The sequence below is a fragment of the Nocardia heshunensis genome (assembly GCF_054782115.1).
Map to the genome: position 1 here is coordinate 788,230 of NZ_BAAGTC010000003.1, position 17,338 is coordinate 805,567.

The following is a 17,338-nucleotide window of genomic DNA, read 5'->3' on the forward strand; positions in this document are numbered from 1 at the left end:
GTGTCCCCGGCTCATGCCTGGTCGGCTTCCTTCCACGCCTGTGCCAGCAGCGCCCGCGTTTCGCGCAGCAGCTGCGGCATCACCTTCACTCCGCCGACGACGGTAATGAAATTAGCGTCTCCACTCCAGCGCGGCACGATATGTTGATGCAGGTGATCGGCGAGTGAACCACCGGCAACGCCACCGAGATTCAGCCCGACATTGAAACCCTCGGGCCGCGACACCTGCTTCATGACGCGAATCGCCTGCTGGGTGAACGCCATCAGCTCGGCACTCTCCTCCGGCGTCAGGTCCTCGAGGTTCGCGACCCGGCGATACGGCACCACCATGGTGTGGCCGGGGTTGTACGGGTACAGGTTGAGCACCGCGTACACCCACTGCCCGCGCGCCAGGATCAGCCCGTCCTCGTCCGACATCTCGGGGATGTCGGTGAAGGGGTGCCCGGTCTTCTTGGGCACCTTGCGTTCCTCGGCCTCGCCGGTGATGTAGGACATCCGGTGCGGGGTCCACAGCCGCTGCAGGCGGTCGGGATCCCCGGCACCGGTGTCCACGATCTGGTCGACTGCGTTCGTTTCGCGAGCGGGCACGGTCCAATCACTCATTGATCGCCTTTGCGGATCTCGAAACCCTCCGCGGTCGGAGATGCGTTCTCGCGCCGCCGGATCCAGTCGGTGATGGTGGCGACCGCGTCGGCCACCGGCACGCCGTTGACCTGGGTGCCGTCGCGGAAGCGGAAGCTGACCGCGTTGTTCTCCACGTCGCGCGCGCCGGCCAGCAGCTGGAACGGGATCTTCTGCGCGGTCTGGTTGAAGATCTTCTTCTGCATGCGGTCGTCGCTGCGGTCGACCTCGGCGCGAATATTGTTGTCGCGCAACGCTTCGATGACGCCGTCGAGATGCTCGGCGAAGGTCTCGGCGACCGGGATGCCGACCACCTGCACCGGCGACAGCCAGGCCGGGAACGCGCCCGCGTAGTGCTCGGTGAGCACGCCGAAGAAGCGCTCGATGGAGCCGAAGAGCGCACGGTGGATCATGACCGGGCGGTGCTTGGCACCGTCGGAACCGGTGTACTCGAGCTCGAAGCGCTCGGGCAGGTTGAAGTCCAGCTGGATGGTGGACATCTGCCAGGTACGGCCGAGTGCGTCCTTGGCCTGCACGGAGATCTTGGGTCCGTAGAAGGCCGCGCCGCCCGGATCCGGGACCAGCTCCAGACCGGAGTCGGTGGCCACCTTGCGCAGGGTCTCGGTGGCTTCTTCCCACAGCTCGTCGGAGCCGACGAACTTCTTCGGGTCCTTGGTGGAGAGCTCGAGGTAGAAGTCGTCGAGGCCGTAGTCGCGCAGCAGGGAGAGCACGAACTGCAGCGTGGAGGTGAGCTCCGCGTGCATCTGCTCCTTGGTGCAGTAGATGTGCGCGTCGTCCTGGGTCATGCCACGCACGCGAGTCAGGCCGTGTACGACACCGGACTTCTCGTAGCGGTACACCGAGCCGAATTCGAACATGCGCAAAGGCAGTTCGCGGTAGGAGCGCCCGCGCGACCGGAAGATCAGGTTGTGCATCGGGCAGTTCATCGGCTTGACGTAGTAGTCCTGGCCGGGCTTGCGCACCGAGCCGTCCTCATTGAGTTCGGCGTCCAGATGCATGGCCGGGAACATGCCGTCCCGGTACCAGTCCAGGTGGCCGGAGACCTCGAACAGGTGGCCCTTGGTGATGTGCGGGGTGTTGACGAACTCGTAGCCCGCGGAGATGTGGCGACGCCGCGAGTAGTCCTCGAGCTCCTTGCGGATGATGCCGCCCTTGGGGTGGAACACCGGCAGACCCGAGCCCAGCTCGTCGGGGAAGGAGAACAGGTCCAGCTCCAGGCCGAGCTTGCGGTGATCGCGCTTCTCGGCCTCTTCCAGCAGGTGCAGGTACTCGTCCTGGGCCTCGGTGGATTCCCACGCGGTGCCGTAGATGCGCTGCAGGTCCTCGCGCGACTGATCGCCACGCCAGTAGGCGGCACTCGACCGGGTCAGCTTGAAGGCCGGAATGTACTTGGTGGTCGGCAGGTGCGGTCCGCGGCACAGGTCGGCCCAGATCAGCTCGCCGGTGCGCGGGTCCAGGTTGTCGTAGATGGTCAGCTCTTTGCCGCCGACCTCCATGATCTCCGGATCGTCGATGCCCGACTTGTCGGAGATGAGCTCGAGCTTGAACGGCTCCTTGGCCAGCTCGATCCGCGCGTCCTCGACCTCGACCACCCGGCGCGAAAACCGCTGCGCGCCTTTGATGATCTTCTTCATCCGGGATTCCAGCTTGGTCAGATCCTCCGGGGTGAAGGGCCGCTCCACCTGGAAGTCGTAGTAGAAACCGTCCTTGATGAACGGGCCGATACCCAGCTTGGCCCCGGGGAACTCCTGCTGCACGGCCTGCGCGAGCACGTGTGCGGCCGAATGGCGGATCACATTGCGGCCGTCCGCGGAATCGGCGGTGACGGCCTCGACCTCGGTGTCGACGTCGGGCGTCCAGCTCAGATCCTTGAGCGCGCCTTCCTCGTCGCGCACCACGATCACCGCGGCGGGTCCCTTGCTCGGCAGGTCCGCCTCGCGCACCGCGGCCCCGGCGGTCGTCCCGGCCGTAACCCGGACGCGGGCGGCTGGGGTCTGCTGGGCTGAGGTGGTCACGGCTGCGCACTCCTTGGCATCGTCATAGGCGAGAGGTCCCGCCAGGTCTGGTGCGAGGAATGTTCTCCCCGCGATCGTGGCCGGTCACGAAACACATAGCTCCGGCGGCAACCACTCTATCGGCACGCCCGCGACCCCGCGCTCATGGTCCGCCCCCGCCGCGCCGCCACCCCGGCGTGCCACCCGAACCGAACGGCCTGACCTGCCCGAATCGTGCCGCGCCCAGCTCACGAACACGAAAACGAGTGCGCGCGGAAGAAACTCGCGCCCCGGGCGCTCTCGGATCGGGCGTCGGCCGCCTCTCCGAACGAAGGGTCAGCCGCGGGCGGCCAGCTCGGCGAGGCGGGCTTCGCGTTCCGGGGCGGGGCGCTTGGGGCAGCTGGTGCACATTTCGCAGCCCGGGACCTCGAAGACGAGACAACAGGAGATGCGGCGGACGAAGGTGCGGCCGCCGATGTCCTGGAAGCGGGGTACGGGCAGGCGGCCCGCGACGTCGCGGGCCAGGCGGGCACCGGCTTCGGCCGCGCCGATATCCAGGGCGCGATTACCGATGGCGTCGGCGACGATCGCCCAGAGCGAGGGCACGCCTGCGCCGGAGACCTCGGCGACGACGGGGATCACTCGCGACAGGGTGTGGCGCAGCGCTTGGCCGATCGGGGTGGTGGCGCAGCAGTCGGCCGAATGAGGTTCGGGATGAGCACAATTCATCGCACCGACCGCGCCCAGCGCGACGCCGTAGGCATGCGGCTCCGGGATCACCCGTTCGACGCCGCCGTCCGGCCGGATCTCCAGGCTGATGTGTTCGAGGGCGGGATCGAAGGCGGGTTGGTCGGCCGCCACCGCCGCGACGATCGGGTCCACCAGCGACGACGCCGCCATACACCACCACAGCGTCCCCGACACCCGCGTGTTGGCAGTCCCCCAGCTGATCCCCATGTCGGCGATCCGTTCGGCCAGCCACTGCGGCCGCAGCAACTCGGTGCCCGGCACCTGGGCCTGTGAAACAGGGGTCTGCGCAACCATTTCCATCCGACTCCGATCCGGCCGACTCACGGTGACTAGTACCCGGGTTGGTTACAAAGTTCTTCGCTGCTGACACCCACAATGTCACGTTTCCACGCCACCGTGGGCAGCTCCCCCGCCCGCCCCACCCGATCGGGGGAAGCGGCCTCAGCGTATGCCGCGCCTCCTCCCCTGCCCGCGCCGACGCGCCCACGAGAATGCACCGGCGCAGGCCCCCTTTCGGGAAATGCCTGCGCCAGTGCATGTTCACCCATCTCAGTGGGTGTGCGTGAGTGCTCCCGATAGGTCGGGGGCGTCGATTTCGGCGACGCCGTCGGAGGTGACCTCGAGGACCCGTGCGGGGGCGATATCGAAGAACAGGCCCGAGACCTTCAGGCCGCGTTCGGCGATGGCCCGGCGCACGACCGGGTGCGCACGCAGGGTTTCCAGCTGGACGGCCACATTGACGATGGACAGCTGGTCTGCCACGCCGTATCCGGCCCGGGCGGCTGCGGAGGCTACCGGGTCGCCGGTGTGGAAACGGTCCACGCTGGGGCGGCCGTGCACCAGCCAGTTGCCGAGGCCGGGGCCGGTGGGGCCACCCGCGACCAGGGCCTTCATCGCTCCGCAGGAGGAGTGACCGCAGACCACCACGTTGTCCACGCCCAGTTCGTCGATGGCGAAGGTGAGCGCCGCCTCGATGGAGGCGTCGCGTCCGCCGGGGACGACCAGGTTGCCGACATTGCGGATGGTGAACAGGTCACCGGGGCCGCTGTTGGTGATCACGTTGGGCACGATCCGGGAATCCGCACAGGTCAGGAACAGCGAGTGCGGGTTCTGGCCGTCGCGTAGCTCGTCGAGGTGCGGGCGCACCACGTGGGCATTGCGGCGGTGGAAGGCGGCCACACCCTTGGTGATCGGGTTGCCCTCGTCCTCGCGCCAGGGGCGCAGCACGTCGTCGAGCAGGCTGCGGGCCTGGCCGCGGACCGGCGGGCCGGTCAGGGCATGGGCCATGTGCGCGGTGCCGAGCTCCACGAATTCGACTGTGCCGCCGGTGCTCTCGTGCTGGCGCGCCCAATCGTGGATGGCCTCGTAGGCGGCATGGTCGAGGAAGTCGACGCTCAGCTCCACCAGGGCTTCGGCGCCCGCGGGCACCTTGGCCAGTTCCGAGGACAGCTTGGGCAGCGCCAGGAAGGTGCAGGTGCCGTCGATGCTGACCAGCCAGCGGTCGGTACCGGCCACCGGGGCGGCGAGCACCGAGACGCGTACGACCCGCCACAGCAGCAGCGCGAACGCCAGTGCCAGGCCGATGATCACGCCTTCGAGCAGGTTCAGGAACACCACACCGAGCACGGTCACCAGGTACACCAGCAGATCACCGGTGCGCCGGGCGAGCTTGATGTGCGCGAGCTTGACCAGCTGGATGCCGACCACGATGAGCAGACCGGCCAGCGCCGACTTCGGAATCTGCTGCACCAGCCCGACCAGCGCGACCGAGAACACCAGAATCCAAATGCCGTGCAACAGCGCCGAAGCGCGGGTGCGAGCCCCGGCCGCCACATTGGTGGCGCTGCGCACGATGACGCCGGTAACCGGCAGGCCACCCAGCGCACCCGAAACCATATTGGCCGCACCCTGCCCGACCAGTTCCCGGTCGAAGTCGGTGCGCGGACCGGTGTGCATCTTGTCGACGGACACCGCCGACAGCAGACTCTCCACGCTGGCGATCAGGGCGATGGTCAGTGCCGCGAGCACCACCCCACCCCAGTCGCCCGAGGGCAGCGACGGCAGCCCGATGGCGTCGAACAGCGAGCCGTTCAACACGATTCGCTCGGGATCGCCGGGCAGCACCAGCGACAGCACGGTCGCGGTCACCACGGCGACCAGCGGTCCGGGCAGCATTTTCAGCGGCCCGGGCACGTACTTCCAGCTGAGCATGATGCCGATGACGACGATCCCGACGAGGAAGTCGTCGCCGTGCAGATGCAGCAGCTGATTGGGCAGTTCCTCGAGGTTCTCCCACGCGGAGCTCTGCGAGGTGCCGCCCAGCAGCACGTGGAACTGCTGCAGCGCGATGGTGATGCCGATACCGGCGAGCATGGCGTGCACCACCACCGGCGCGATGGCCAGCGCGGCGCGCGCAATCCGGCTCAGGCCGAACAGGATCTGCAGACCACCGGCCAGAACCGTGATGAAACAGGCTGTCTTCCAACCGAATTCGCTGATAGTTGCGGCGACCACCACGGTGAGACCGGCGGCGGGCCCGCTGACCTGCAGCGGCGAACCGCCGAGCAGGCCGACCACGACACCGCCGACGACGGCGGCGATGAGTCCGGCCGCGATGGGCGCACCGGAGGCGACCGCGATGCCGAGCGAGAGCGGCAACGCGACGAGGAATACGACGAGGGATGCAGGAAGATCGTGGCGCAGCAGAGTATCGAATCTGCCGGCGGTTCTGCCTGGCGGTGAATCGGTGTCGCGAGACATATTGCTCCTTGGCGAGCATGTACAGGGGCATCGAATTAAGGCTGCGGGCAGCATTGGCCGCAGACTCACCGGACGAGCAAAGGTAAGGCTAAGGGTAAAGACTTAGCAAAGTCTGAGAAAAGCTGCGCCACAAAGTTAAAGGGGTGTGAACCCTTTCGGATTCACACCCCTGCGGGCGAAAAGACTCCCCGGTCGTCAAGCAGGTTGAGCAACCCGCCCGACACCGTCGATCTCCGCGATCCCGTCCACCGTGACCTCCACCACGCGCGCGGTGGCGATATCGAAGAACAGTCCCGAGAGCACCACGCCGCGTTCCTCGACCCCGCGCCGCACCACCGGATGCGCCGAGAGCGTCTCGAGCTGCACCGCCACATTCACCATGCCCAGCTGATCGACCGGCCCGTAGCCGGCGGCGGCCGCGGCGAGCGCGACCGGATGCCCGAGCCGGAAGCGTTCGAGGCTGGGCCGGGCATGCGCGAGCCAGTCGTCGAGCTGCGAGCCGGTGACCAGTTCACTGTGCAGCGCGCCCATGGCCCCGCAGCCGGAATGCCCGCACACCACCACCGAACGCACATCGAGCTTGTCGAGGGCGTAGATGAGCGCGGCCTCCATCGACGAATCCTGGGCGTCGCGCGGAATCAGATTGCCGACATTGCGGACGGTGAACAGATCACCGGGCCCGCTATTGGTGATGACGTTCGGCACGATGCGGGAGTCGGCGCACGTGACGAAAAGCGAGTCGGGTTCCTGGCCGTCGCGCAGCACCCCCAGGTGCGGGCGCATGACGTGCGCGTGGGTGCGGTGATAGGCCGCCACTCCCGCGACGATCCGATCCACGTCATTGGCGCTGCGCCGCCACGGTCCCAGCACCTCGTCGAGCAGGCTGCGGGAATGCCCGCGCGCGACCGGGCCGTCGGCGGCGTCGGCCATGCGGACCGCGCCGGATTCCACGAATTCGACCGTGCCGCCCTCGATTCGGTGCACGTCGGCCCAGTCCTGCAGGGCGTCGTAGGCGGCGTGGTCCATGAAGTCGACGGTCATCTCGATCACCACGTCGGTGCCGGTGGGCACCCGGTGCAGCTGGGTGGTGAGCTTGGGCAGCGCCAGGAAGGTGAAGCTACCGTCGACGGTGACCCGCCAGCGCAGCACGTCGATCTCCTCGGCGAGGACGCTCACCCGCACGACCCGCCACAGCAGCATCGCGAAGGCCAGCGCGAGCCCGACCAGCATGCCCAGCAACAGATTCCAGAACACCACCACCGACACGGTGGCGGCGTACACCACCAGATCACCGGTGCGCTGGGCGCGGCGGATATGGGCGAGCTTGATCAGCTGGATGCCGACCACGATGAGCAGTCCGGCCAAGGCCGCCTTGGGAATCGAGCGCACCACCCCGACCAGCGCCACCGAGAACAGCAGGATCCACAGCCCGTGCAGCATGGTCGACGCCTTGGTGCGCGCGCCCGCCTTGACGTTGGTGATGCTGCGCACGATGACCGCCGCCACGGGCAGCCCGCCGATCAGGCCCGAAACCATATTGGCCGCACCCTGACCCATCAGTTCGCGGTCGAGATCGGTGCGGCGCGCGGTGTTCTGGCGCATCCGGTCCACGGCCACGGCCGATAGTAGGGTCTCCACGCTGGCGATGAGCGCGATGGTGACCGCCATCAGCGCCACCTGCGCCCAACTGCCGTGCGGGAGTTGCGGCAGGTGCAGTTCCTGCAGCAGCGAGCCGTCGATGGAGATGCGCGCGACCCGTACCGGCAGCACGTGCGCGAGCAGCGTGGCGACGACCACCGCGACCAGCGGCGCGGGCACATTCCGCACGGGTTCGGGCAGGTGCCGCCAGCCGACCAGGATGGCGATCACGACCAGTCCGATGCACAGGTCGCCGGGGTGCACCGAGGCCAGCTGATGCGGCAGCGCGACGATGGCGTCCCAGGAGGAAGTCAGCGAATCGCCGCCGAGCAGCACGTGCACCTGTTCGAGCGCGATGATGATGCCGATCCCGGCGAGCATGGCGCTCACCACGACCGGGGCGATGGCGAGCACGCCGCGCGCAATGCGGCTGAGCCCGAACAGGATCTGCAGGCCACCCGCCAGGATGGTGATGAAACAGGTGGCGGCCCAGCCGAATTGGTTGATGGATTCGGCGACGACCACGGTCAGCGAGGCGGTGGGCCCGCTGACCTGCATGGTCGATCCGCCCAGCAGGCCCGCGACCACGCCGCCCACCACGGCGGCGATGAGTCCGGCGGCGACCGGCGCACCGACGGCCACGGCAATGCCGATGGACAGCGGCAGCGAGACCAGGAAGACGACGAGTGAGGCGGGTAGATCGTGGCGTATCAGCCCGGCGATCCCGGGAAGCGACGTCCGTGGAGGCTGATCGGTGTCGGTGGACATATCTCTCCTTCGCCGGCACGGCTCCGCCGCCCGGTTCATCGGTCAACATGTACTGGCATCGAGAGGCAGCGGCGGGCGAGGCAGAAGAACCACGACGCTTGGCAAACCGCGGGTAAGCGTAAAGACAAGGCAAAGGAAATGAAAAGCGTTTGCGGCAATTGATGTGAACCGCTATCAAACTGTGACACAGCTCACGGAGCAACACCAAACCCGTACAGAGCCTCGCCAAACCCGAACCGGGCAGCGCCAAACCTCGATCGCCGAGTTGTCATCGCCTGTTCACCCCCTACACCCCATCGCGTCAGCGCAGGTGCCTACTGTTCCGCGCCGGACAGCTGTTTTCGAAAGGGTTCCGCGGTATGCCGCTCTCTCGCCGCGCCTTCGTCGCGGCCGTCGCCACCTCGGCCTTCGCGACCGCCGGCTGTGGCAGGCATACCGAGCCGAGTTCCGTTCCGGCCGTGACGAGTTCATGGACCCCGCCACCCGGGCTGACCGGCGAACTGACGCTGTACTCGGCGAATCCGCAGGACCTCACCGATGAACTGGTGGCCGCGTTCACCAAGGCGTCCGGGGTGAAGGTCAAGGTCTTCAGCGGCGAGACCGGCAAGATCACCAGCAAGATCGACGGCGAGGGCCCGCGCTCGCTGGCCGACGTGGTGTACCTGGCGTCCTGGACCCCGGCCGCCCAGTACAACGTCGACGGACGCACCCTGCCCTACACGCCGCGCGGGGCCGACCGCATCCACGACGGCTGGCTCAACAAGGACCACGGTTTCATCGGCCGCGACGGTTCGGCGCTGGTCATGGTGGTGAACTCGAAAATGGTGCCGCGCCTGCCCAATGACTGGGCCGACCTGGCCGCCCCCGAATTCCGCAGCAGCGTGATCATGCCCGATCCCCGCGAATCCGGGACCGCCCGCGACCTGCTCGCGGCCATGGTGAGCGCGTGGGGCCGCGACCGCACCTGGGCCATGTTCGACGCGCTGTTCGCCAACGGGATGACGGTGCGCGGCGGCAACGGCCCGGCGTTGGACGAGGTTACCGCCGGGCACTATGCGGTCATTCTCGGCGGGGTGGACTACTCCGCCTACGACGCCTCGGCCAAAGGTGTTCCGCTGCGGGTCATCTCACCGTCATCGGGCACGGTGATCACGCCGCGCCCGATCTTCATCCTCAACACCACCCGCAATCCGGTGGCGGCGAAAGCGTTGGTGGACTACATGTTCACTCCCGAGGCGCAGCAGATCTCGGCGGCGCACAAGATGATTCCCGCCCGCACCGATATCCCGGTGGCTGCGGGCACCCGCACCTATGCCGAGGTCAAGCAGCTGCCGTTCTCCTGGGATCAGGTCAAGGGCAGCGGCGCCGAGATCCTCGACGATTTCACCGGGCGCTATCTGAGCTGACCGGAATCAGCCGCGTCCGTGCGCTCTTTCGTAGGCGTCGCGGGCGGCGGCGGACCGGGCCCGTTCACGCTGGTCGGCCAGGGCCGGATCGAGTCCGTGCTTGACCAGCCGCGCCCGGCGGAACACGTACATGAGCGCGACGGTGAAGTAGATGAGCGGCAGGTACAGCAGCGCCATCATGGCCAGGCTCATCCACAGCGGCCCGGGGATGAGCAGGAACAGGCACAGCGGCGCGATGATCGGGATGAGGATGCGCAGCAGGTAGCGGCGGGCCGCGCCCGCGCCGGTGAGATCCTCGATCACCCACGGGGCCATCGACGGCGGCAGCGTCCCGCCCGCGATATAGCGCAGGCGCTGAACGAGATTCGGTTCGGTCGAGGCGTTCATCAGTTCTTTCTTTCGGCCAGACGGGGTTCGAGCGCCTCGGCTTGTCCGGTGACCACACCGGTGAGGATGGCACGGGCGACGGCGAGCAGCTCCGCGACCTGAGGAGAGGTGAGTTCGTAGGTGACCGACAGCCCTTCGCGGCGGGCGACGACCAGCCCCGCGCGGCGCAGAATCGACAGCTGCTGAGACAGATTCGCGGCCTCGATGCCGATTTCGGCGAGCATTTCCGACACCGCGTGCTCGCGCTGGCTCAGCAGTTCCAGGACCCGGATGCGCACGGGATGCCCCAGCGTTTTGAAGAAGTCCGCCTTCATTTGATACAGCGGCCGTTGCATTCCTTGCACAGTTGCAGAGTTTAGCAAGCAGGACATCAGCTGGTATTTTCGGTCGTCGCCCGGACCGTCCTAGAGAAAGACCTCTTCGTGCCCCTCGCCACTCTCAACGGGATTCGCCTCAACTACGACGTGACCGGAGACGGACCGCTGGTCGTGCTGGTCATGGGCACCGGCAGCCCCGGCCGGGTGTGGCGCACGTATCAGGTTCCGGCGCTGGTGAAGTCGGGTTTCCGCGTCGCGACCTTCGACAATCGCGGCATCGCGCCCTCGACGGAGAGCGCGCACGGCATGCGCATCGAGGACCTGGTCGCCGACACCGCGGCGCTGATCGAATTGCTCGGCGGCCCGGCCCATGTGGTGGGCACCTCGCTGGGTGCGCGCGTCACCCAGGAGCTCGCGCTGGCGCGGCCGGATCTGGTGCGCAAGGCGGTCATGCTGGCCACCACCGGGCGGCCGCATCCGCTGGCGAGCACGCTGAACCGGGGTGAGCAGGCGCTGGCCGCCCAAGGGGTGAAGCTACCGCCGGAGTACGCGGCGGCGATCAAGGCGATGCTGAATCTCTCGCCGCACACCATCGAGGCCGACGATCAGGCCCAGAACTGGCTCGACATCTTCGAGTTCTCGGCGGGTGCGGAGCCCGCGCCGGGGGTGCTCGCCCAGATGCGCATGGATCGCTCGGCCAACCGGCTGGCCGCCTACGCCGGGATCACCGTTCCCGGCCTGGTGGTCGGATTCGCCGACGATCGCATGCTGCCACCGGTTTTCGGCCGTGAGGTGGCCGCCGCGATTCCGGGCGCCCGCTTCGTGGAGCTCGAAAAGTGCGGCCACTACGGCTATCTGGAACGCCCCGACGAGGTCAACCGGACCATCATCGACTTCCTGAGCGAATAGCTCAGCGCGCGAAGTCCTTGCGCTTGATCTTGGCGCGGCGGCCGTCGGGGTGGTGGAAGACGAGGCCCTCGGCGAGGTGGCCGGGGGCGAAGACGCTGTCGAAGTCGGCCAGGAAGGCCCGCAGTTCGGCGTAGGTGCGTGGCGCGTCGGGGATGACCGGCGGGTGCAGATTGAAGGCGGCGCAACGGTGTTCGTCGAGGCCGAGCGGGTTGCCCTGAATGCGCGGGCCCAGCGCCTCGCAGGAGTGCTCGCCGTCGGGCCAGCCCGACACGTCGGTGTTGTCGGCGGCGGCGAGGATCCACTTGTCCTCGGCGAGATCCTCGTGCGCGTCGACGTACCAGCCGTCCACAATCCCGGCCTGCTTCTGCTCCTTGCTGGGATTGCGCCGCTTCTCCACCCGCACAACGTTTCCCGAGCGCACGGTCAGGCGGATATTGGTGCCGTCGAGCTTCTCGGTGGCGACGCCTTCGCCCGCGAACACCCAGTCGCATGCGGTGCGCGGGCGGTCGACCACCTTGAAGCGATCGTCACGCTCGAACAGGGTCGGGATCTTTTCCATGGTCGGTGATCATGCCGCGCTCCCCCATTGCGGACCACTGCTTTTACCGCGTGTCGAGTTCGGCGGCGAGCGCGCCGATGAGCAGGACGCGGGCGCGGTCGAGGCTCAGCGAGCCGCTGTGCCAGCGTTCGCTGAGGCCCTCGACCAGGGCGGTGAGGCGTTCGGCGACGGCGGCGGCATCCAGATCCAGTGCGATGGAACCGTTTTCCTGACCGTGCAGGATGAGGGTTTCCACGTCGGAGTTCCAGGCGGTGGTGCTGGCCAGCAGCGGCTGGCGCAGTTCGGGATCGAAGACGGCGCTGGCGCGCAGCTCACCCCAGGCGACGCTGTTCTCGCGGACATCCTCGGCGTCCTGCAGTTCCAGCAGCAGCATGCGCTCGACCTGGGCGCGGGGATCGACGAGATCCGCGAAAGCCTGTTCGGTATAGGTCTCCGCGCGATGATTGATGTGGGCGAGGGCAGCGCGCAGGATCCCGGCGCGATCCTTGAAGTGGTAGTAGATCAGCGCGGTGGATACGCCCGCGGCGGCCGCCAACTTCTCGACGCGCAGTCCGCGGACTCCGTCCTGTGCGATGACTGCGACGGCGGCTTCCAGGATCTGGGTCTGACGGTCCGACACGGTTCCTCACTCTAGGGCGCTCGCTCGAAAACGATTGTGCGGCCGGTCCGGAACGGGCGGCGGCCCGGACCGGCCGCGGACCCGGTGAGCTGCAGGGGTTCACCGGGAGTTCGGGGGCCTCAGTCGACGGGCTCCTGCTGAGTGGTGCAGTGGATGCCACCACCACCGGCGGCGATCGCGTCGATATTGATCTGCACCACATGGCGATCCGGGAACAGGCGCTGCAGCGTGGACGCGGCCGCGGCATCGGCTTCGGGGTCGCCGAATTCGGGGGCGACGACGCCGCCGTTGCAGACGTAGAAGTTGATGTACCCGGCCGCGAAGTCGTCGCCCGCGCCCTTGTAGCGCAGATCCGAAGGGGCTTCGAGGGTTTCGACCTGTAGCGGACGACCCTGCGCGTCGGTGGCGCCGTGCAGGATGTCGAGGTGGCGGCGGGTGACGTCGTAGTCGAAGGACTCCTCGTTGTTGTCCAGGCCCGCGACCACGATGCCCGGTCCGGCGAAGCGCGCGTAGAAGTCGGTGTGCCCGTCGGTGATGTCCTGCCCGGCGATGCCCGGCAGCCAGATCACCTTCTTGATGCCGAGCAGATGGCCCAACTCGGCCTCGACATCGGACTTCTTCCAGCCCTTGTTCCGATTGTTGTTCAGCACACAGGATTCGGTGATGATCGCGGTGCCCTCACCGTCGACCTCGATGCCACCGCCCTCGAGCACGAGGTCGGTGTGCACGGTCTCGACGCCGGCGCGGCCGTCGACGAAGGTGGCGACCTTGCTGTCGCGGCGGTGCTGCTGCTTGTTGCCCCAGCCGTTGAAGTTGAAGTCGACGCCGGCCTTGGTGCCGTTGCCCTTCACGAAGACCGGGCCGGTGTCGCGGATCCACAGGTCGTCGAGGTCGGCGGCGATGAGTTCGACGTTCGCGCCGCCGAGCAGGTTGCGGGCCATATCCAGCTCGTCCTGGCGCACCAGCATGGACACCGGTTCGAAGCGGGAGATGGTGGCGGCGACGTTGGCGAGGTCCTTGCGGACCTGCGGCAGCAACTGCTTGCCCCAGATGGCCTCGCTCGCGCCGAAGGCCATCCAGGTGCGCTTGTGCGGGGTGCCCTCGTCGGGCATCACCCAGTCGCGGCCGTCCTTGGCCGCGGACGTGGTGGTGTCACCGTTGAACCACGAGGAGATCGGGCCGTCGCAGGCCGCGGCCAGTAGGCCGCCCATGGCCAACATCCCGGTCTGCATGAATCCGCGTCGTTCCATCTCGCTGTCTCCTTGTATGAGGGGTACGGCGCGGCGTTTCCCTCGGCGGCGCGCTGAAACCGATAAACCCGCTGGTAGAGCGGTCGTCCGCACACGACGACCCGGAGCGGGCACCACGAACTGTATTCCTGACTGAAATTTCAGTCAAGGATTGCGGCGCAGGTCACGCGGCGTGCCGGACTAGTAATTCGCAGCCTGATCACGACGGACCAACCTCGCGCAAGTCGTATATCTTTGCGCGCCAGCATCATTCGCACCGTGACCGGCATAGGGTGATGCTCGACCAAGATCAACGAGGGAAGGATGCCGGGGCGTGACGGGCAAGGGCGTGGAGTGGCTGGCACCGATCGAGGCGTCCACGCGGCGATTCCTCGCGACGGTCGAGACCCTCCCCGAGGACGCCATCGCCGGTGATTCCCTGATCCCGCCGTGGACGCGCGGCCACGTCATCACCCACGTGTGCCGCGCCAGCGACAGCCTGGTCCGGTTGCTGACCTGGGCGCGGACCGGCGTCGAGACGCCGCAGCACGCGAGCATGGCCGCCCGCGCCGCCGAGATCGAGGCGGGCGCGGCACGGCCGGTGGCGGAGCAGGCGGCCGATGTGGCGGCCAGTGCCGAGCGTTTCGCCGCGGCGGTGCACGCATTGACCGATGACGCGTGGGAGCGGCAGGTGCGGCCGCGCACCGGGGAATTGCGGACCCCGGAAACGCTGGTGCCGATGTGGTTGCGCGAATTGGAAATCCATCATGTGGACCTGAACGCCGGATATTCGTTCAGCGATATTCCGTGGTCGGCGGCCCGCTGGATTCTCGACGATATCGCCGACGCCCTGGTTCGGCGCGAGTCCGGCAAGCCCGCGCTGCTGTTGCGGGCCACCGACAGCGATTTCCACCGGGATCTGACCGGCGACCGGGGCGCGACCGTCGAAATCGTTGGGACACAGGCGGATCTGCTGGGCTGGCTCAGCGGCCGGGTGTCCGCCGAGGCCAGCGGGCTGCGGGCGGGGCGCGCGGATGCGGTCCCGACCGCGCCGACCTGGATCTGATCGCGGCATTTTCGCCGATCTTCCTATCGATGCGGCGGCGCACCCGTCAGACTCGATGGGTATGACCACCGTCCGCATTACCGCTGCTCTGGCCGCTGCCCTCGTCATCTCGGGGGCTGTCGCCATCGGTCCGGCCGCCACGCCCGCGCAGGCGTACGGCCCGGCGTCGTGCGTTCCCGGCAATCCCACCCAGCCGACCGGCGAAATGTTCGCCACCAACAACACCGCCACCATCACCGATCCGGCCGATCCGCGGCTGTCGGATCAGCTGTCGCTGTTCGAGCTCGAAGTCAACGCCACCGCGCTCACCGAACTGGCCCTACCGGTCGGTTCGCAACTGCTCGACGGCGTGTTCTGGTCCTCGGATTCGGGCACCACCACCTACGAGCGCTCCCGGCAGTTCCAGCTGGCCTGCACCGATTACAAGAATCTGTGCTGGGTCGCCGATGACATCCGGGTGCGCGACAACCAGGAATCGGTGCTGACCTTCGAGTACCTGCCGGGCGATGACGCGCGCGCCAATGGCTTCACCGTCACCGTGCCCGGTGTCGACCGCACTCGGTTCCACGATGCCCTGGTCGCCGACCCGGCGGTCCGCGACACCTTGGGCGGCGGCTCGGTCACTCAGGACGGCTCCCTGATCCTGGTGGCCGATCGCGGCGATATGGCACTGGTCCGGGATTTCGTGACCGGTCTGGGTGCGGCGTGGAATTCCGATGCCGTCGTCTACGGTCACAGCGAATTCGTCCACTCCACGGGCACTTCTGCGCTTGCATGTGCACTGTGAGGACCCGCCGGGCGACTAGAATTCAGAGATGACGACCAGCAGGAACTCGGTTGTCGGAATTCGCGATCAGCTCGTGCGGGCCGCGTATGAGCTCTACACCCGCACCGGGGTGCGCGCGGTGACCGCCGACATGATCGCGGCGCGGGCGGGGGTCTCGAAAACCACTCTGCTCGAGTACTTCCCGAGTTTGGACGACCTGGTCGCGGTGGTGCTCGACCGCCGGGAACGGCTGTGGACCTTCGGGCTCATCGAGGAGCAGTCGCGGCTACGCGGCGCCACCCCCGAGGAGCAGTTGCTGGCCATCTTCGATGTTCTCGACGAATGGTTCGCCGCAGCCGATTTCGATGCCTGCCTGTTCATCAATGTGCTGCTGGAAATGGGCGCGGAACATCCACTGGGACAGGCGGGGATCGAACATCTGCAGAACATTCGCGATATCGTCTCCGCCCGCGCCGAGCGCGCGGGCCTGACGGATATCGACAATTTCGCGCGCTGCTGGCACATCCTGATGAAGGGTGCGATCGTGGCCGCGGCCGAGGGCGATCGGCAGGCGGCACGCCGCACCAAAATCATGGCCGCGGAATTGATTCGGCTGCACCGCGACGCGGCGTGATCAGCCCGGTGTTTCAGGCGGGTTCGAAACAGCTCAGTTCGCTGAGCGCAGCCAGCTGATCGAGGTACTGCGCAAGGGATTCGTGCCGCAGGCGCGGCTGCACGATGGTGGCGCCCGCGTCGGCGAGTTCGCCCAGTACCTGTTCGGCGTGGCCCGGTTCGGTGATCGGATCGATCCGGCGCGTGGTGCCGATGACCACCTCGAAACCCGGTGTGCGGCAGTCGAATCGATCGAGTCGCTCACGCAATGCCGCCGGGTCCAGTCCGGCCGGGAGCCAGCCGTCACCGAGCGTGATGGCCCGCCGCAGCGCCGCGTCGCTGACACCGCCCACCCACAGCGGCACGCGGGCTTGCACCGCATGCGGTTCCACTACCAGGCCCGAGAATTCGTAGTGCGAACCGGCATACTCCGGCACCCGCTGCCCGAGCGCCGCACGCAGCGCCGCCATCGCGTCGTCGGCACGGCGGCCGCGATCGGTGAACGACGCACCCAGCAGGTCGAATTCCTCCCGCGCGGTACCCACGCCGACGCCCAGCACCACCCGGCCCCCGCTGATCACATCCAGGGTCCCGTACCGCTTGGCAATGGCCAGCGGGTGGTGGTAGCCGAGCACGAGAACGCTGGTGCACAGTCGAATTCGCGTCGTGAGCGCCGCCAGATACGACAGCGTCGCCAGCGGATCCCAATACCGCGTCCCCCGCGTGCCGCCGAGCATCCCGGACTCCGAATGCTCCGCCACCGCCACATGCTCACTACAGGTCAGATGATCGAATCCGAGCCGGTCAGCGGTCTCCGCGATGGCAGCGAGCTCGCCGATCCCCGCGTCACCCTCCCACGCGGCGGACCACCCCGGAATGTCCAGTACCACCGGGGTGGCGATCCCCATGCGCATATT

At 67.6% G+C, this 17,338-nt stretch carries 16 protein-coding genes; 5 read left to right on the forward strand and 11 right to left on the reverse strand.

Going from position 1 to position 17,338, the window contains the following annotated elements; all coding sequences use genetic code 11:
• Positions 1-11: 11 nt before the first annotated feature.
• The 5 genes from ACYVN4_RS10530 to ACYVN4_RS10550 form a co-directional block, all read right to left on the reverse strand.
• Positions 12-602, reverse strand: coding sequence for an ATP adenylyltransferase (locus ACYVN4_RS10530; protein WP_460719727.1), 591 nt, complete (start codon positions 600-602; stop codon positions 12-14).
• Positions 599-2,656, reverse strand: a complete 2,058-nt coding sequence (gene thrS / locus ACYVN4_RS10535; RefSeq protein WP_460719729.1) for a threonine--tRNA ligase — start codon at positions 2,654-2,656, stop codon at positions 599-601. The genes ACYVN4_RS10530 and thrS overlap by 4 nt, the downstream gene beginning before the upstream one ends.
• Positions 2,657-2,971: 315 nt before the next feature.
• The gene (locus tag ACYVN4_RS10540; RefSeq protein WP_460719731.1) at positions 2,972-3,679 is read right to left on the reverse strand and encodes a (2Fe-2S)-binding protein; all 708 of its coding nucleotides are present in this window, start codon (positions 3,677-3,679) and stop codon (positions 2,972-2,974) included.
• 255 nt (positions 3,680-3,934) lie between these two features.
• Complete coding sequence (locus ACYVN4_RS10545) at positions 3,935-6,145, reverse strand: SulP family inorganic anion transporter (RefSeq protein ID WP_460719733.1); 2,211 nt, start codon at positions 6,143-6,145, stop codon at positions 3,935-3,937.
• 195 nt (positions 6,146-6,340) lie between these two features.
• On the reverse strand, positions 6,341-8,551 hold the full coding sequence (locus ACYVN4_RS10550; RefSeq protein WP_460719735.1) for a SulP family inorganic anion transporter: 2,211 nt from the start codon (positions 8,549-8,551) through the stop codon (positions 6,341-6,343).
• Between the two features lie 359 nt (positions 8,552-8,910).
• Between ACYVN4_RS10550 and ACYVN4_RS10555 the strand changes: the two genes are divergently transcribed.
• On the forward strand, positions 8,911-9,957 hold the full coding sequence (locus tag ACYVN4_RS10555; RefSeq protein WP_460719737.1) for an extracellular solute-binding protein: 1,047 nt from the start codon (positions 8,911-8,913) through the stop codon (positions 9,955-9,957).
• A 6-nt stretch (positions 9,958-9,963) separates the two neighbouring features.
• On the opposite strand, the gene ACYVN4_RS10560 is transcribed toward ACYVN4_RS10555, so the two are convergent.
• Both ACYVN4_RS10560 and ACYVN4_RS10565 read right to left on the reverse strand, forming a co-directional pair.
• Positions 9,964-10,344 carry a DUF5313 family protein gene (locus tag ACYVN4_RS10560; protein ID WP_460719739.1) on the reverse strand — a complete coding sequence of 127 codons (381 nt, stop codon included), beginning with the start codon at positions 10,342-10,344 and terminating at the stop codon, positions 9,964-9,966.
• Positions 10,344-10,679: an ArsR/SmtB family transcription factor gene (locus ACYVN4_RS10565; protein ID WP_460719741.1), complete on the reverse strand. Its 336-nt coding sequence runs from the start codon at positions 10,677-10,679 to the stop codon at positions 10,344-10,346. The genes ACYVN4_RS10560 and ACYVN4_RS10565 overlap by 1 nt, the downstream gene beginning before the upstream one ends.
• A gap of 87 nt (positions 10,680-10,766) precedes the next feature.
• Here ACYVN4_RS10565 and ACYVN4_RS10570 point away from each other — a divergent pair, with 87 nt between their 5' ends.
• Positions 10,767-11,570: an alpha/beta fold hydrolase gene (locus tag ACYVN4_RS10570; protein ID WP_460719743.1), complete on the forward strand. Its 804-nt coding sequence runs from the start codon at positions 10,767-10,769 to the stop codon at positions 11,568-11,570.
• A gap of 1 nt (position 11,571) precedes the next feature.
• On the opposite strand, the gene ACYVN4_RS10575 is transcribed toward ACYVN4_RS10570, so the two are convergent.
• The 3 genes from ACYVN4_RS10575 to ACYVN4_RS10585 all read right to left on the reverse strand — a co-directional run bounded on the left by ACYVN4_RS10575 (position 11,572) and on the right by ACYVN4_RS10585 (position 13,998).
• Positions 11,572-12,129 carry a hypothetical protein gene (locus ACYVN4_RS10575; RefSeq protein WP_460719745.1) on the reverse strand — a complete coding sequence of 186 codons (558 nt, stop codon included), beginning with the start codon at positions 12,127-12,129 and terminating at the stop codon, positions 11,572-11,574.
• 43 nt (positions 12,130-12,172) lie between these two features.
• Complete coding sequence (locus ACYVN4_RS10580) at positions 12,173-12,748, reverse strand: TetR/AcrR family transcriptional regulator (protein WP_460719747.1); 576 nt, start codon at positions 12,746-12,748, stop codon at positions 12,173-12,175.
• Positions 12,749-12,867: 119 nt separating this feature from the next.
• Positions 12,868-13,998, reverse strand: a complete 1,131-nt coding sequence (locus ACYVN4_RS10585) for an agmatine deiminase family protein (protein ID WP_460719749.1) — start codon at positions 13,996-13,998, stop codon at positions 12,868-12,870.
• A gap of 313 nt (positions 13,999-14,311) precedes the next feature.
• Here ACYVN4_RS10585 and ACYVN4_RS10590 point away from each other — a divergent pair, with 313 nt between their 5' ends.
• From ACYVN4_RS10590 to ACYVN4_RS10600, 3 genes are all read left to right on the forward strand, one after another.
• On the forward strand, positions 14,312-15,043 hold the full coding sequence (locus tag ACYVN4_RS10590) for a maleylpyruvate isomerase family mycothiol-dependent enzyme (RefSeq protein WP_460719751.1): 732 nt from the start codon (positions 14,312-14,314) through the stop codon (positions 15,041-15,043).
• Between the two features lie 61 nt (positions 15,044-15,104).
• Complete coding sequence (locus ACYVN4_RS10595; RefSeq protein ID WP_460719753.1) at positions 15,105-15,830, forward strand: hypothetical protein; 726 nt, start codon at positions 15,105-15,107, stop codon at positions 15,828-15,830.
• A gap of 28 nt (positions 15,831-15,858) precedes the next feature.
• Positions 15,859-16,443, forward strand: a complete 585-nt coding sequence (locus ACYVN4_RS10600; protein ID WP_460719755.1) for a TetR/AcrR family transcriptional regulator — start codon at positions 15,859-15,861, stop codon at positions 16,441-16,443.
• Between the two features lie 13 nt (positions 16,444-16,456).
• Here the strand turns inward: ACYVN4_RS10600 and ACYVN4_RS10605 are convergent, their stop codons facing one another.
• Positions 16,457-17,335: a TIGR03619 family F420-dependent LLM class oxidoreductase gene (locus ACYVN4_RS10605; protein WP_460719757.1), complete on the reverse strand. Its 879-nt coding sequence runs from the start codon at positions 17,333-17,335 to the stop codon at positions 16,457-16,459.
• Between the last annotated feature and the right edge of the window lie 3 nt (positions 17,336-17,338).

What these genes read in the sequence shown, in the direction of transcription:
- ACYVN4_RS10545 (WP_460719733.1), bottom strand. Translation starts at nt 6,145, where the DNA reads ATGTCTCGCGACACCGATTCACCGCCAGGCAGAACCGCCGGCAGATTC.
- ACYVN4_RS10575 (WP_460719745.1), bottom strand. Translation starts at nt 12,129, where the DNA reads ATGGAAAAGATCCCGACCCTGTTCGAGCGTGACGATCGCTTCAAGGTG.
- ACYVN4_RS10565 (WP_460719741.1), bottom strand. Translation starts at nt 10,679, where the DNA reads ATGCAACGGCCGCTGTATCAAATGAAGGCGGACTTCTTCAAAACGCTG.
- ACYVN4_RS10555 (WP_460719737.1), top strand. Translation starts at nt 8,911, where the DNA reads ATGCCGCTCTCTCGCCGCGCCTTCGTCGCGGCCGTCGCCACCTCGGCC.
- ACYVN4_RS10540 (WP_460719731.1), bottom strand. Translation starts at nt 3,679, where the DNA reads ATGGTTGCGCAGACCCCTGTTTCACAGGCCCAGGTGCCGGGCACCGAG.
- ACYVN4_RS10585 (WP_460719749.1), bottom strand. Translation starts at nt 13,998, where the DNA reads ATGGAACGACGCGGATTCATGCAGACCGGGATGTTGGCCATGGGCGGC.
- ACYVN4_RS10595 (WP_460719753.1), top strand. Translation starts at nt 15,105, where the DNA reads ATGACCACCGTCCGCATTACCGCTGCTCTGGCCGCTGCCCTCGTCATC.
- ACYVN4_RS10560 (WP_460719739.1), bottom strand. Translation starts at nt 10,344, where the DNA reads ATGAACGCCTCGACCGAACCGAATCTCGTTCAGCGCCTGCGCTATATC.
- ACYVN4_RS10550 (WP_460719735.1), bottom strand. Translation starts at nt 8,551, where the DNA reads ATGTCCACCGACACCGATCAGCCTCCACGGACGTCGCTTCCCGGGATC.
- ACYVN4_RS10605 (WP_460719757.1), bottom strand. Translation starts at nt 17,335, where the DNA reads ATGCGCATGGGGATCGCCACCCCGGTGGTACTGGACATTCCGGGGTGG.
- ACYVN4_RS10530 (WP_460719727.1), bottom strand. Translation starts at nt 602, where the DNA reads ATGAGTGATTGGACCGTGCCCGCTCGCGAAACGAACGCAGTCGACCAG.
- ACYVN4_RS10600 (WP_460719755.1), top strand. Translation starts at nt 15,859, where the DNA reads ATGACGACCAGCAGGAACTCGGTTGTCGGAATTCGCGATCAGCTCGTG.